At 66.1% G+C, this 14,335-nt stretch carries 14 protein-coding genes; 10 read left to right on the forward strand and 4 right to left on the reverse strand.

The genetic code is table 11. The features are described 5' to 3' along the window. Positions 1-12 precede the first annotated feature (12 nt). Positions 13-837 (forward strand): undecaprenyl-diphosphate phosphatase, encoded by an 825-nt coding sequence (locus tag V9G04_07455; GenBank protein ID MEI2713126.1) that lies wholly within the window; start codon positions 13-15, stop codon positions 835-837. Between the two features lie 3 nt (positions 838-840). On the opposite strand, the gene V9G04_07460 is transcribed toward V9G04_07455, so the two are convergent. Then, positions 841-1,818 carry a magnesium and cobalt transport protein CorA gene (locus V9G04_07460; GenBank protein ID MEI2713127.1) on the reverse strand — a complete coding sequence of 326 codons (978 nt, stop codon included), beginning with the start codon at positions 1,816-1,818 and terminating at the stop codon, positions 841-843. 33 nt (positions 1,819-1,851) lie between these two features. Between V9G04_07460 and V9G04_07465 the strand changes: the two genes are divergently transcribed. From V9G04_07465 to mshC, 4 genes are all read left to right on the forward strand, one after another. Then, a complete protein-coding gene (locus V9G04_07465; protein MEI2713128.1) occupies positions 1,852-2,547 on the forward strand; it encodes a histidine phosphatase family protein in 696 nt (231 codons plus the stop codon). Between the two features lie 9 nt (positions 2,548-2,556). After that, positions 2,557-3,132 carry a DUF3090 domain-containing protein gene (locus V9G04_07470; protein ID MEI2713129.1) on the forward strand — a complete coding sequence of 192 codons (576 nt, stop codon included), beginning with the start codon at positions 2,557-2,559 and terminating at the stop codon, positions 3,130-3,132. Then, positions 3,129-3,884: an SCO1664 family protein gene (locus tag V9G04_07475; protein MEI2713130.1), complete on the forward strand. Its 756-nt coding sequence runs from the start codon at positions 3,129-3,131 to the stop codon at positions 3,882-3,884. The genes V9G04_07470 and V9G04_07475 overlap by 4 nt, the downstream gene beginning before the upstream one ends. 235 nt (positions 3,885-4,119) lie before the next feature. Continuing rightward, on the forward strand, positions 4,120-5,355 hold the full coding sequence (gene mshC, locus V9G04_07480; protein MEI2713131.1) for a cysteine--1-D-myo-inosityl 2-amino-2-deoxy-alpha-D-glucopyranoside ligase: 1,236 nt from the start codon (positions 4,120-4,122) through the stop codon (positions 5,353-5,355). On the opposite strand, the gene V9G04_07485 is transcribed toward mshC, so the two are convergent. Next, positions 5,352-6,200, reverse strand: a complete 849-nt coding sequence (locus V9G04_07485; GenBank protein MEI2713132.1) for a PAC2 family protein — start codon at positions 6,198-6,200, stop codon at positions 5,352-5,354. The genes mshC and V9G04_07485 overlap by 4 nt on opposite strands. 76 nt (positions 6,201-6,276) lie before the next feature. Here V9G04_07485 and metH point away from each other — a divergent pair, with 76 nt between their 5' ends. Next, positions 6,277-10,002 carry a methionine synthase gene (metH, locus tag V9G04_07490; protein ID MEI2713133.1) on the forward strand — a complete coding sequence of 1,242 codons (3,726 nt, stop codon included), beginning with the start codon at positions 6,277-6,279 and terminating at the stop codon, positions 10,000-10,002. 4 nt (positions 10,003-10,006) lie between these two features. Continuing rightward, entirely contained in the window at positions 10,007-10,321 is a 315-nt protein-coding gene (locus V9G04_07495) for a hypothetical protein (GenBank protein MEI2713134.1), read from the forward strand. A gap of 16 nt (positions 10,322-10,337) precedes the next feature. Here the strand turns inward: V9G04_07495 and V9G04_07500 are convergent, their stop codons facing one another. Both V9G04_07500 and V9G04_07505 read right to left on the reverse strand, forming a co-directional pair. After that, positions 10,338-10,727 (reverse strand): hypothetical protein, encoded by a 390-nt coding sequence (locus V9G04_07500; protein ID MEI2713135.1) that lies wholly within the window; start codon positions 10,725-10,727, stop codon positions 10,338-10,340. Next, positions 10,721-11,233 carry a hypothetical protein gene (locus V9G04_07505; GenBank protein ID MEI2713136.1) on the reverse strand — a complete coding sequence of 171 codons (513 nt, stop codon included), beginning with the start codon at positions 11,231-11,233 and terminating at the stop codon, positions 10,721-10,723. Before V9G04_07505 ends, V9G04_07500 begins: the two co-directional genes overlap by 7 nt. 16 nt (positions 11,234-11,249) lie before the next feature. On the opposite strand from V9G04_07505, the gene V9G04_07510 reads away from it, so the two are divergent. The 3 genes from V9G04_07510 to V9G04_07520 all read left to right on the forward strand — a co-directional run bounded on the left by V9G04_07510 (position 11,250) and on the right by V9G04_07520 (position 14,315). Further along, a complete protein-coding gene (locus V9G04_07510) occupies positions 11,250-11,567 on the forward strand; it encodes a hypothetical protein (GenBank protein MEI2713137.1) in 318 nt (105 codons plus the stop codon). 168 nt (positions 11,568-11,735) lie between these two features. Further along, positions 11,736-12,383 (forward strand): HAD family phosphatase, encoded by a 648-nt coding sequence (locus V9G04_07515; GenBank protein ID MEI2713138.1) that lies wholly within the window; start codon positions 11,736-11,738, stop codon positions 12,381-12,383. A 261-nt stretch (positions 12,384-12,644) separates the two neighbouring features. Beyond that, a complete protein-coding gene (locus V9G04_07520) occupies positions 12,645-14,315 on the forward strand; it encodes an ABC transporter substrate-binding protein (GenBank protein ID MEI2713139.1) in 1,671 nt (556 codons plus the stop codon). Positions 14,316-14,335: the final 20 nt, after the last annotated feature.

A 14,335-nucleotide genomic window follows, 5' to 3' on the forward strand; every position in this document is an offset into this window, starting at 1 on the left:
TACGCTTCCCGCGTGATCGACCTGCTCAAGGCCGTCGTTCTGGGTCTCATCCAGGGCCTGACGGAGTTTCTGCCCATTTCCAGCAGCGCGCACCTGCGCATCTACCCGGAGTTGTTCGGCTGGGGTGACCCGGGGGCGGCGTTCACCGCCGTCATCCAGATCGGCACCGAGTTGGCCGTGCTGATCTACTTCCGCCACGACATCTGGCGGATCGCCACGATGTGGCTCAAGTCGCTGGTCAACGCCGAGTATCGCGGGCATCTGGACGCGCGGATGGGCTGGTACGTGATCATCGGATCACTGCCGATCGTGGTGCTCGGGATTGTGCTCAAGGACGTCATCGAGAAAGACTTCCGCAGCCTGTGGATCGTCGGCACCACGTTGATCGTGATGGGCATCGTGCTCGGGATCGCGGACGCGACGTCGAGCAACGAACGTACGGCCAAGCAGTTGCGGCTGCGCGATGCGGTGCTGATGGGCGCGGCCCAGGCGTTGGCGCTGGTGCCTGGGGTGTCGCGTTCGGGTGCGACGATCTCGATGGGCCGCTTCCTGGGGTTGGAGCGCGAAGCGGCGACGAGGTTCGCGTTCCTCCTGGCGATCCCGGCCGTGATCGGGGCCGGACTCTTCGAGCTCAAGGAGATCCCGCACGGCGCGAACGAGTACGGCTGGACGCCCACGATCGTCGCCACAATCGTCTCGTTCCTCGTCGGGTACGCCGCCATCGCCTGGCTGCTGCGCTACGTCTCGACGAACTCGTACCGCCCGTTCGTGCTCTACCGCGTCGCGCTCGGCGCGCTGACGCTGGGACTGTTGGCCGCGGGTGTCCTCACGGCCTGAGGCTCACAGCCACCCCGACTTCCGGAAGTACCAAAACAGGCCGATCACCGACAGGGCCATAAGTGTGAGGGCGAACCAGAACCCAAACACGCTGTTCGGGGAAGGCGTCAAATGAAAGTTCATGCCATAGATCCCGGCGATCAGGGTCGGGACGAGCACGAGGCCTGCTCCGGCCGAGATCTTGCGCATGTCGTCGTTCTGACGCATCGAGATCTGTGCGATGTGCGCGTTGAACGCCGTCGACAGCAGGTCGTCGAGCGAGTCGATCTGCTCCGCGACCCGAGCCAGGTGGTCGCTGACGTCGCGGAAGTAGGGCGCCGCATCCGAGTGAATCCCCGAGACCGACCCGGCCGCAAAACAGTGGATGGGATCGCGCAGCGGCAGCACCGCACGCCGCATCTCGGCTAGTTCGCGTTTGAGGACGTAGATCCGGGCGCTGTCGTAGGTGACGGCCTCGCTGAAGACCGACGTCTCGACCTCGTCCACGTCGGCCTCGACGGCCGATGCCACCGCTTCGTACTGATCGACGACCTCGTCGCAGACGGCGTAGACGACTGCACTGGGGCCGTGTGAAAGCACCTGCTCGCGGCCCTCCAGCGCTCTGCGAGTGGTGGCGAGCGCAGCGCCCTCTCCGTGGCGCACCGTGATCACGAAGTCCGGGCCGACGAAGACGTTGATCTCTCCGGTCTCGACAGCGTCCTCGGCCTCGACGTACCAAAGCGTCTTCAAGACCAGGAACAGGTGCTCGCCATAACGATCGAGCCGGGGGCGCTGGTGGGCGTGCGCGACGTCCTCGACGGCGAGAGAGTGCAGATCGAACGTCGCCTGCAGTTGCTCGAGCTCGGCGGCCGTCGGCGTGTGCACTCCCACCCAGCAGAAGTCACCCGGACCGGCCGACGCCCGCAACGAGGCGAGATCCGTACGCTCCAGGGCACTTTCCACCCGACGTCCGTTGCGGTAGACGGCACTGTCCACGATCACGCGGCCGAGACTAGACCCCCTAGGCTCGCGACCATGGCAACGGTGATCTTGGTGCGCCATGGACGGACCACGGCCAATACGAGTGGACTGCTCGCGGGCCGTACGCGTGGCGTGGCGCTCGACGATCTCGGACGCGAACAAGCCTCGGCGGCCGGCAAGCGACTGCGCGACGTGCCACTGGCGGCACTGGTGACCAGCCCACTCGAACGCTGTCGCCAGACGGCCAAAGCGATCGCCGCCGCCCAGAGCCCGCAACCAAGCACGGTGATCGATCGGGCTCTGAACGAATGTGACTACGGCGACTGGGCTGGTCAGCCGCTGAAGTCCCTGGTGAAGGAGAAGTTGTGGCGCGTGGTGCAAGACCACCCGTCTGCAGCGGTCTTTCCGGGAGGTGAGTCGATGCGCGCGATGCAGGATCGCGCGGTGACAGCGGTACGCATGCGAGACGCTGAGCTGCCACCCGAGGCGACCTGGGCGGCGGTGAGTCACGGCGACGTCATCAAGTCGATCCTGGCGGATGCACTAGGAATGCACCTCGACCTCTTCCAGCGGCTGCACGTCGACCCGGCCTCGATCTCGATCGTCAGTTATCACGACTCCCGGCCCAGGGTGCTCGCGATCAACAGCACGGCAGGTGACCTCGGCTGGCTGCGACCACCCAAGCGCAAGAGGCGACGTACGTCCGACGCGGCCGTCGGGGGTGGCGCAGGCCCTGGGAACGCCGATTAGGTTGTGACTATGCCTGTGATCCACGAGTTCGACCCGCCGGAACGGTTCGTTGCCGGCACGGTCGGGGAACCCGGTGACCGTACGTTCTTCCTCCAGGCACGCAGTGGGGCCCGATTGGTGTCGGTCGCCCTGGAGAAGCAGCAGGTGGCGGCCCTGGCCGAGCGGATGGACGAACTGCTCGACGAGTTGATGAACGCCCAGGGAGTCAGCACCTTGATCCCGGCAGTCGCGCCGGTCGGACTGCAGGACGCCGAGCCGTTGGACCAGCCGATCGAGGAGGAGTTCCGGGGCGGCACGATGACGCTCTCCTGGGATCCCGAGCGTGCCCAGGTGGTCGTCGAGGTCTTTCCCTTCACCGAGGCGGCCGTCGTGGCACCCGATCAAGTCGGCGATGACCTCGCGGAGCCCGAACCCGACGAGATCTTTCTGGTCAGACTGGCTCCCGGCCAGGCCCGCGCTTTCGTGCAGCGAGCCGAACTCGTCGTGGAGGCGGGTCGCCCGAGTTGTCCGTTCTGCGGAGGGCCGATCGACCCCGAGGGTCACCTCTGCGTCCGCGCCAACGGCTTTCGACGCCGCGATCCGTGAAGATCCCAACCGGGGAGCTGGTCCTGCACGGGCGGGTGCTGCCAGCGTCCAACGCCACCTTCTTCGGCGACCTGAACGGGACCAGAGTGGTCTACAAGCCGATCGCGGGGGAGCGCCCGCTGTGGGACTTCCCCGACGGCACCCTCGCTGGTCGTGAGGTCGCCTCCTTCCTGGTCTCGGCCACGACCGGGTGGGACGTGGTGCCGCAGACCTGGCTCGGGGACGGCCCGCACGGTGCGGGGATGCTGCAACGCTGGCAGGAGCCCGACCCGGACCAGAATCCGGTCGACCTCGTGTCGGCAGGTCAGGCGCCGCAGGGCTGGCTCGAAGTCTTCGACGGCCTCGATGGCCACGACCGCCCAGTCACCCTGATCCACGAGGACACCGAGGCGCTGCGGCGGATGGCGGTCTTCGACCTGTTGGTCAACAACGCCGACCGCAAGGGTGGACACGTGCTGCCGATGGGCGACGGCCACCGGTTCGGAGTCGACCATGGCGTGACCTTCCACGTCGAGCACAAGCTGCGTACGGTCCTGTGGGGCTGGGCAGGCGAGCCACTCACCGAGGATGAGCTGGAGGGGGTCGAACGCCTACGCGTAGCAGTGCCGGGGGCGCTCGGTGAGGCATTGGCGTCTCTGGTGACTCAGCGCGAGATTGCGCAACTCGTACGTCGCTGCGAGCGGGTGCTGCGCGACGCGAGGTTCCCCGAGCCGGGCGCGGAGTGGCCCGTGATCCCCTGGCCGCCGTTCTGACCCCGACGCGGTTCCCGAGTGGGTGGTGGTTTCGAGACGGGCTGCGCCCTCCTCAACCACCGACAGTGCGGGTCTGCGTGTGGGTGGCGGTTTCGAGACGGGCTGCGCCCTCCTCAACCACCGACAGTGCGGGTCTGCGTGTGGGTTGTGGTTTCGAGACGGGCTGCGCCCTCCTCAACCACCGGCAGTGCGGGCGTCTCGAAACCACGGGGACTCGGTGACTAGAGTTCGCCGCATGCATGCGTGGCCGGCACCTGACGTCCCCCAGTTCGATGTCCGCGGCCCTGCCGTACGAGTGCACGACACGGCCACCGGACGCCTGGTCCAGACCGACCCCGCGGGCGTGGCCCGCTTCTATGTCTGCGGGATCACGCCGTACGACGCGACTCACATGGGGCATGCGGCGACGTACGTCGGGTTCGACCTACTCAACCGTGCCTGGCGCAGCGCCGGGCACGAGGTGACGTACGTCCAGAACGTCACCGACGTCGACGACCCCCTGCTCGAACGTGCCGACAAGATCAACATCGACTGGCGGGAGTTGGCCCTACGCGAGACCCAACTCTTCCGCGACGACATGACGGCGCTGCGCGTGATTCCGCCCGCGCACTACATCGGGGCCGTGGAGTCGATCGAACTCGTGCACGAGTTGATCAAGGATCTCGAAGCGCGAGGGGCCACCTATCGCGTGGCGGACGACCTCTACTTCGAGGTCGGCAAAGACCCGCGCTTCGGGCAGGAGTCGGGTTGGACGCGCGAGCAGATGCTCGACATCTATGGCGAGCGCGGTGGCGACCCCGAACGCGAGGGCAAACGCGATCCACTCGACTGCGTACTCTGGCGCGCCGAACGTCCGGGCGAGCCGTCGTGGCCCAGTCCGTGGGGCCCGGGGCGCCCGGGATGGCATATCGAGTGCACCGCGATCGCGCTGCAGCATCTCGGCGGTGGATTCGACGTCCAGGGTGGCGGTTCGGACCTGGTCTTCCCGCACCACGAGATGTCAGCGTCGCACTCACACGTCGCGGGTGATGACCCCTTCGCTAAGGCGTACGTGCACGCGGGGATGGTCGCCTACGACGGCGAGAAGATGTCGAAGTCCAAGGGCAACCTCGTCTTCGTCTCCGCGCTTCGCAACAGCGATGTCGACCCGATGGCGATCCGATTGGTGCTGCTGCGCCACCACTACCGCGGTGATTGGGAGTGGACCGACGACCAGCTCTGGGATGCGGTCGACACGCTGGATCGGTGGCGTCGTGCGTTGGCATTAGGAGCGGGAGCCCCCGCGGCGCCCGTCGTGGAGGGCGTCCTGGCCGCCCTCGCCGAAGATCTCGACGCACCCCGTGCGCTGGCACTCGTCGGTGGATGGGTCGACGCCACCCTCGGGGAGGACCACCTCGCCGATCACACCGACCCCGACGCCGCGGCTACCGTGCGTACGCTCCTCGACGCAGCGCTGGGTCTGGCGCTCTAGTCTTCGTTCCCGCCGCGCTTGAGATACTGCTCGAACTCCCGGGCGATCGCCTCACCGCTCGCCTCCGGAAGATCGGTGGTGTCGCGGGTCTCCTCCAGGGCACGGACGTAGTCGGCGATGTCCTCGTCCTCCTCGGCGAGTTCGTCGACGCCCTCCTCCCAGGCTCGCGCGGCATCGGCCAGGTCGCCCAAAGGCAGCGACGCCTCCAATAACTCTTCCAGCGCCCCCAGCAGTGCCAGCGTGGCCTTGGGGCACGGCGGTTGAGCCACATAATGCGGAACCGCGGCCCAGTAGGACGCCGAGGGGATGTCGAGTTTGACGCACGCGTCCTGCAGCACGCCGACGATCCCGGTCGGCCCCTCGTACGTCGACGGCTCGACTCGCAACCGATCGATGAGGTCGAGTTCGGTCGCGTTGCCGTGCACCGGGATGGGGCGGGTGTGGGGCGTGTCGGCCAGAAGCGCGCCCAGTGTCACGAACAACTCCGCGCCGAGGCCATCGCACGCGGCCAACAACTCCGCGCAGAACTGGCGCCACCGCAGATTCGGTTCGATGCCGCGGACCAAGATGATGTCGCGGTCCAGCTCTGGCGGCGACGCGATCGCGATATGTGTGGTCGGCCAGGTGATCCCTCGGTGGCCCCGACTATCGGTGCCGACCAGCGGACGATTCACCTGGAAGTCATAGAAGTCCTCGGGGTCGACCGCCCCGATGATCTTGGCGTTCCAGGCTCTGATCAGATGATGTACGACGCCCGATGCGGCGTCGGCGGCGTCGTTCCAGCCTTCGAAAGCGGCGATCACCACCGGATTGACGAGTTCACCCACTTCATCGATCTCGATCACTGCGTCAGCCTAATCAGTGCCGTCCAGTGCTCGGTCGCGATTCGGGTTCAGCGGCGCGGGATGCGACCATGCGGCAGTGCCTGACCTGAGAGATGACGCCAGTGAAAGCCTGACCGCGATCCTCAACGACAGGGTTCTCGTCCTCGACGGAGCGATGGGAACGATGATCCAGACGTACGGGCTGGAGGAGGCCGACTACCGCGGCGAGAAGTGGGCCGACTGGACCCGCGACCTGCGAGGCAACGCCGACGCTCTAAGCGTTTCGCGACCTGACGTGATCCGCGAGATCCACGAGGGCTACCTCGAAGCCGGCGCCGACATCATCACGACCAACACGTTCAACGCCCAGCGCATCTCCCAGGCCGACTATGGCCTTGAGGACGTGGCGTACGAGCTCAACGTGGCGGCTGCCAGGCTCGCGCGCGACGCGGCCGATCGGGTGTCGACCCAGGAGCGGCCACGCTTCGTCGCTGGTGGGCTCGGCCCCACCAACCGCACCGCGTCGATCAGTCCCGACGTGAATGACCCCGGCGCGCGCAACACCTCGTTCGAGGAACTCGTCGACGCCTATCTCGAACAGGCCAACGGCCTGGTTGATGGCGGAGTCGACATCCTCTTGGTCGAGACGATCTTCGACACCCTCAACGCCAAGGCGGCGATCTTCGCTCTCGAGACGCTCTTCGAAGAGCGCGGGCGCCGGTGGCCGGTGATCATCTCCGGCACGATCACCGACGCGTCGGGACGTACGTTGAGCGGCCAGGTAGTCGAGGCGTTCTGGAACTCCGTACGCCACGCCAAACCGCTGGCGATCGGACTCAACTGTGCGCTCGGCGCCGCCGAGATGCGGCCCTACCTGGCCGAACTCAGCGGACTCGCGGACACCCACGTGTCGAGCTATCCCAACAACGGCCTGCCCAACGAGTTCGGGGAGTACGACGACAGCCCGGAGGTCTTCGCCGAACAGGTCTCGGAGTTCGCCACGAGCGGCCTGGTCAATCTGATCGGCGGCTGCTGTGGCACGACGTACGACCACATCCGGGTGCTGGCCGAGGCTGTCGCGGACACATCCTCGCGACCGGCGGCCGCACATCGCCCCGGCATGCACCTGTCGGGCCTGGAGCCATTCAACATCACCGAGGACAGCCTGTTCGTCAATGTCGGTGAGCGCACGAACATCACCGGGTCGGCCCGTTTTCGTCGGTTGATCAAGGACAACGACTACGACACGGCACTCACCGTCGCCGCGCAGCAGGTCGAGGCCGGGGCGCAGGTCATCGACGTCAACATGGACGAGGGCATGATCGACGGCGTCGCGGCGATGGACCGCTTCACCAAGCTGATCGCCTCGGAGCCCGACATCTCGCGAGTGCCGATCATGGTCGACTCGTCGAAGTGGGACGTGATCGAGGCCGGCCTGCGCAACGTGCAGGGCAAGGCGATCGTCAACTCGATCTCGATGAAAGAGGGAGAGGAGAAGTTCCGCGAGCAGGCGCGGCTCGTACGCAAGTACGGCGCGGCGGCAGTCGTGATGGCCTTCGATGAGGAGGGGCAGGCCGACAACCTCGAACGTCGTAAGGCGATCTGCGAACGGGCCTATCGGATCCTGGTCGACGAGGTGGGTTTCCCAGCCGAGGACATCATCTTCGACCCCAATGTCTTCGCCATCGCGACAGGCATTGAGGAGCACGCGGCGTACGGTCGCGACTTCATCGAGGCCACCCGCTGGATCAAGCAGAACCTCCCCGGCGCCCTGGTGAGCGGCGGCATCTCCAACGTGTCGTTCTCCTTCCGAGGAAACAACCCCGTGCGTGAGGCGATCCACGCAGTCTTCCTGTTCCACGCCATCGAGGCGGGCCTCGACATGGGCATCGTCAACGCAGGCGCCCTGGTGGTCTACGACCAGGTCGACCCCGAGTTGCGCGAACGGATCGAGGACGTCGTCCTCAACCGCCGTCCCGACGCGGGGGAGCGGCTGCTGGAGATCGCGTCGAGCTTCAACAAGGCAGCCGATGCCGAGGACGAAGCCGAGGACGAGTGGCGCTCGCTGCCGATCCGCGAACGCATCACGCACTCCCTGGTGAAGGGTCTGGATCAGCACATCGAGGCCGACACCGAGATCCTTCGCGCCGAACTCTTCGAGGCCGGCCGACGCCCCTTGGAGGTGATCGAGGGTCCGTTGATGGACGGCATGGGTGTCGTGGGCGACCTCTTCGGTGCGGGCAAGATGTTCCTGCCGCAGGTCGTCAAGAGCGCGCGCGTGATGAAGAAGGCGGTGGCGTACCTGATCCCCTTCATCGAGGAGGAGAAGGCCAACAACCCCGAGCTCGCCGCAGCCAAGGACACCAACGGGACCATCGTCACGGCGACCGTGAAGGGCGACGTACACGACATCGGCAAGAACATCGTGGGCGTGGTCTTGCAGTGCAACAACTACGAAGTGATCGACCTCGGGGTGATGGTTCCGGCGCAGAAGATCCTGGACGCGGCCGTCGAGCACGACGCGGACATCATCGGACTCTCCGGGCTGATCACGCCGTCGTTGGACGAGATGGTGCATTTCGCGTCCGAGATGCAGCGCCAGGGCGTGTCGCTGCCGTTGCTCATCGGCGGGGCCACGACCTCACGCGCGCATACTGCGGTGAAGATCGATCCGAAGTACGACGGCCCGGTCGTGTGGGTCAAGGACGCGTCGCGCTCCGTACCTGTCGTGTCGCAGCTGTTGAATCCCACGCAGCGCGAGGCGCTGATGGCGACGGTCAAGGACGACTTCGACGCATTGCGCAAGCGCCACGCGGCCAAGCACGACCGACCGATGGTGTCGCTGGCGGATGCGCGGGCGAACGCCCCGGCCCTCGACTGGTCCTCGTACGAACCCCCGGCGCCCGCAAACCCGGGCGTCACAGTGCTCTCGGACTACGACCTTGCCGAGTTGCGCGAGTTCATCGACTGGCAGCCGTTCTTCAACGCCTGGGAGATGAAGGGCAAGTTCCCCGACATCCTGAACAACCCCACCACGGGCGAGGCGGCGCGCAAGCTCTTCGATGACGCCCAGGAGATGCTCGACCGTGTGATCGCGGAGAAGTGGCTGACAGCGAATGGCGTCATCGGGTTCTTCCCGGCCAACGCGGTCGGCGACGACGTGCTCGTGTACGCGTCTGAGGAACGCTCGGAGGTGCTGACCACCCTGCACCACCTACGCCAACAGGGCCTGCACCGCGAAGGCATCCCCAACAAGGCACTCTCCGACTACGTCGCACCGTCGTCGACCGGCCTCGCCGACCACATCGGCGCCTTCGCCGTCACCGCGGGCCTCGGCGCGCAGGAGCGGATCATGGCGTTCAAGGAGGAGTTGGACGACTACTCGGCGATCCTGCTGGAGTCGCTGGCAGACCGTCTGGCCGAGGCGTTCGCGGAGCGGCTGCACCAGCGCGTACGCACGGAGTTCTGGGGGTTCGTGCCGTCCGAAGACTCGTTGTCCAACGATGATCTGATTGCCGAGCGTTATCAGGGCATCCGGCCCGCACCGGGCTACCCCGCCTGTCCCGAGCACACCGAGAAGAAGACGCTCTGGTCGTTGCTGGACGTCACCGCCAACACCGGCATCGAACTCACCGACTCGATGGCGATGTGGCCGGGTGCTGCCGTCTCGGGCTTCTATTTCTCTCACCCCGAGAGCCAATACTTCGTCGTGGGTCGCCTGGGTCGCGACCAGGTGGAGGAGTACGCATCGCGCAAGGGCTGGACACTGCGCGAAGCCGAGCGGTGGTTGAGCAGCAACCTGGCGTACGAGCCGGAGGACTGATCGCGTGCCCGAGCGCCCCGAGATCGTGTGCATCTGCGGCTCGACCCGGTTTGCCCGCGAGATGGCCGAGGCCAATCAGGCGCTCACCTTCGACGGTGTGATCGTGCTGGCGCCTGGAGTCTTCGCGCACGCGGATCCTTCGCTGACGGTCACCGAAGAGCAGAAAGCCGCGTTGGACGTGCTTCATCTACGCAAGATCGACCTCGCTGATCGGGTGCTGGTCGTGAACCCGGGTGGCTACGTCGGCGAATCCACCAGTCGCGAGATCGCGTACGCCCGCTCGACCGGCAAGCCGGTCGAGTTCACCGATCCTGCGTGAGGCTTGCCCACCCCGATCACGAGGGAGGGGTGACGTCCGAATCCGACGTGCTGTCGACGGAGGCCTCCGTCGAGTCGTTCGTCGACTGGGTCCGACGGTTGCGGGCCGCAGTGGACAGGCCACGCAGCGCTGACAGGGCAGCCGGTTCGTCGGCGATTCCATCGCCGTCACGGTCAACCCGGCGGAAGGCTCGGGTCGCGGACGACCCGGCGCCCACGATGGCACTTCCCGCACTCTTCATAGCAGTGAGAGCCTGCGGTTCGTCCGGGATGCCGTCGCCATCGAGGTCCACGCTGCGAAAGACCCGCGTGGTCTTGTCCGCAGCCAATGCCAACCATGCAGCCGTCGAGGTGGCCGCCGCATCCAACGCGGCAGCGGCTCGATTCGGCTCCACGTCATTCAGCACGGGACCGCCTTCGAGGGACAGATTCGCGGGAAAGTCGTCAGGCGCTTCGGCGAACGCCACGCGCGATGCGGCGACCACTTCTCTGCCGAGACGAACCGGGTCATCCCACCTGCTTCGGCACCGACGCCGTATTGCACGGCGGACTGCTGGGTCTTGGAAAGTCCTCCGCGCATCTGATCGAACTGGCCCCTCTGAACTACACCTACCAAGTCCGTCGCCTTGCTTCCCGGCAACTGAGATGCCAGCGTCTCTGCCCAATGCGACCAGTCTTCTTTACCAGCCACAAACTGCGCGCCGAGCTCGGTGGGCGCGTGATCGGCCTCAGCCACGTCGCTGGCCATCTTTGAAATCTGCTCCTGGCTCACGCGCTCGTTCGACAGGCCGTAGACCAACGCCTTGGATTGGTCCTGGTCCAGATCCATGCCATGGATCTCGGCCAGCGCCAATTGGAAGATCGCGGTGATCTCGAACTGAACGCGTTCTTCGCCCAAGGGCACCATCTGCACAGCTCCTGTGCGGGCCATGTTCTTGGCCGAGCGACCCGAGATCGTGTGCATCTGCGGCTCGACCCGGTTTGCGACCGAGATGGCCGAGGCCAACCGTGCGCTCACCTTCGCGGGAGTGATCGTGCTCGCTCCGGGTGTCTTCGTGCATGCGGCCGGGGAGTCGGTCACCGACGAGCAGAAGGCGGCGTTGGATTCCTTGCACCTGCGCAAGATCGATCTGGCCGATCGAGTGCTGGTGGTGAATCCGGGTGGCTATATCGGCGAATCCACCAGTCGCGAGATCGCGTACGCCCGCTCGACCGGCAAGCCGGTCGAGTTCACGCACGCGTCGTGAACTGGCACATGAAGGCGAATTCCCTGCCCGCTGTGAAATCTAGGGCGGGACCGCACAATGCCGAAGCAGGCCCTGGGCAGCCAGGTGCAAGCCCTCGACGAGTGGGCAGTTGGCGACACGTTTCATTAGATTTCGCGCCTCCAAGTGCCCACTGGGAGGATTGTCCGCGTGACTTTCCCCGAAGCGGTCCTGTGGGACATGGACGGCACCTTGGTCGACACCGAGCCCTATTGGATCGAGACCGAGTACGAGCTCGCCGAGCGCTTCGGCGCCACGTGGAGCCAGGAGCAGGCGTTGACGATGGTCGGCTGGGACCTGCTCGACTCGGGCGCGTACATGAAGACCCAGATGGACCTTGACCTGACCCCGGCCGAGATCGTCGATCTGTTGCTCGACGGGGTCGTGGAGCGCGTACGCCAGGAGATCCCGTGGCGCCCGGGCGCGCGTGAACTCCTCGAAGACCTGCGCTCGGACAACGTGCGCTGCGCGCTCGTGACGATGTCGTACCAGCGGTTCGTGGAGCCGATCCTGGAGCAGTTGCCCGAGGGCACCTTCGAGGTGATCGTCACCGGCGACCGCGTCGAGTTCGGCAAACCGCACCCGGAGCCTTACCTCAAGGCGGCCGAGGAATTGGGCATCCGTACGGCCGACTGCGTAGCCATCGAGGACTCCAACACCGGCGCCAAGTCGGCCGAGGAGGCTGGCTGCTTGGTGCTGTGCGTGCCCAACCACGTGCCGATTCTGCCGGGGGAGCGCCGGGTGTTCCGGGATTCCTTGGTGGGTGTGACGGCCGATGAGTTGGGGCGGCTCGGCTAGGCGTGGTTTCGAGACGGCCGCTGCGCGGCCTCCTCAACCACCGGAGAGCAGCGTGGTTTCGAGACGGCCGCTGCGCGGCCTCCTCAACCACCGGCACCTGGCTGCGTGGCCTCCTCAACCACCGGCTCGCGTTCAGGGCAGGGCCACGATTCGGTAACGCCGTTTGACAGTGCGTGACGCGGATCACCCGAGGGGCTAGGTTGCGGTGAGTGCGACGTCTAGACCAGTTGCATCCCGACTCGGAAACAATGAGGTAACCACGTGCGATCACGATTCAGATCTCGAAGCGCCCGGCTGGCCACGCTCGGCCTCATCGCCGGCGCTGCCCTGGCGGGCTGCGCAGAGAGCGACCGGAGCGAAGGCGACAGTGGCGGTGACGGCAGCACCTTCACCTTCGGGGCAGCAGGTGCTCCGGAGATGTTCGACCCCTTCTACGCCACTGACGGTGAGACCTTCCGGGTCACCCGCCAGATGTTCGAGGGCCTGGTCGGCATCAAGGCCGGCAGCGCCGAGATCGAGCCTGAATTGGCCACGGAGTGGACCCCTAACGACGACGGCACCGAGTGGACCTTCACGTTGCGCGAAGGCGTCAAGTTCCACGACGGCACCGACTTCAACGCCGAAGCCGTGTGCACCAACTTCGAGCGCATGTTCGACCAGAACAAGGCCGGTCGGACGGCCGGCGAGTACTGGGGTTACGTCATGGGGGCGTTCTCCGACGCGCCCGACGACTCGCTCTACCAGGGTTGCGAGGCCACCGGCGACTACGAAGCCGTGATCTCGATCAGCGGCCCGACGTCCGGCTTCCCGACGATGCTCTCGCTCGACTCCCTGTCGATGCAGTCGCCGACTGCCTTGGAAGAGGGCGACGCCAACGGCATCAAGACCGAGGGTGACGGCTTCACCTTCCCGGCGTACGCCAATGCACCGGTCGGCACCGGACCGTTCAAGTTCGGCGAGTACGACGAGGCCAACGGCACGATCACGCTGGAGAAGAACGACGACTACTGGGATGACCAGGCCAAGGTCGACGAGCTCGTCTTCAAGGTGATCCCCGACGAGAGCACCCGGCGTCAGGAACTCGAGGCCGGCAGCATCGACGGGTACGACCTGCCCAACCCGGTCGACTGGGCTGCTCTGGAGGACGCCGGCAACACGGTGGCTATCCGTGACCCGTTCAACATCCTCTACATGGGCCTACAACCGAAGGCCAACGAGACGCTCAAGGACCTCAAGGTCCGGCAGGCGCTCTACCACGCGCTCGATCGTGAGCAGCTCGTCCAGACCCAGTTGCCCGAGGGCGCAGCCGTCGCGACGCAGTTCATGCCCGACACCGTCAGCGGGTACGACTCCTCCATCGAGCCGTACGCCTACGACCCCGACAAGGCCAAGCAACTGCTCAAGGAGGCCGGCGCCGAGGGCATGACCTTGAAGTTCGCGTACCCGACCGAGGTCTCGCGTCCCTACATGCCGGATCCGCAGAAGATCTATGAGGCGCTGCGTACGAACCTCGAAGCGGTCGGCATCAAGGTCAAGCCGGTCACGGCGGCCTGGAACGGTGGCTACCTCGACAACGTCACGGCCGGCAAGTACGACGCGTACCTGCTCGGCTGGACCGGTGACTACGACTCGGCCTACAACTTCATCGGCACCTTCTTCGGCAACACCGCCGACAACGAGTTCGGCACCGACGTGATGCCGTGGGGTGACAAGTTGGCCAAGAGCCTCAAGGCCGCGGACGCCGTGGTCGACGAGGGTGAGCGCACTGCCGCGTTCGAGCAGGTCAACCAGGAGCTGATGAGCACGTACCTGCCCGGTCTGCCGATCAGCCACTCGCCGCCGGCACTGGTCGTCGGACCCAACGTCGAGGGTGTCGTGCCCAGCCCCCTGACCGCGGAGGAATTCGCCGGGGTCTCGGTCGGCGGGAAGTGAGTCTGGGTCGAGGCCCCGGT

Source organism: Nocardioides sp. (genome assembly GCA_037045645.1).
Classification (GTDB): Bacteria; Actinomycetota; Actinomycetes; order Propionibacteriales; family Nocardioidaceae; genus Nocardioides.

Bases quoted from the DNA above. Each gene is read 5' to 3' on its own strand.
- V9G04_07510 (MEI2713137.1), top strand. From the start codon at position 11,250: ATGTTCTTGGCCGAGCGACCCGAGATCGTGTGCATCTGCGGCTCGACC.
- V9G04_07470 (MEI2713129.1), top strand. From the start codon at position 2,557: ATGCCTGTGATCCACGAGTTCGACCCGCCGGAACGGTTCGTTGCCGGC.
- V9G04_07465 (MEI2713128.1), top strand. From the start codon at position 1,852: ATGGCAACGGTGATCTTGGTGCGCCATGGACGGACCACGGCCAATACG.
- mshC (MEI2713131.1), top strand. From the start codon at position 4,120: ATGCATGCGTGGCCGGCACCTGACGTCCCCCAGTTCGATGTCCGCGGC.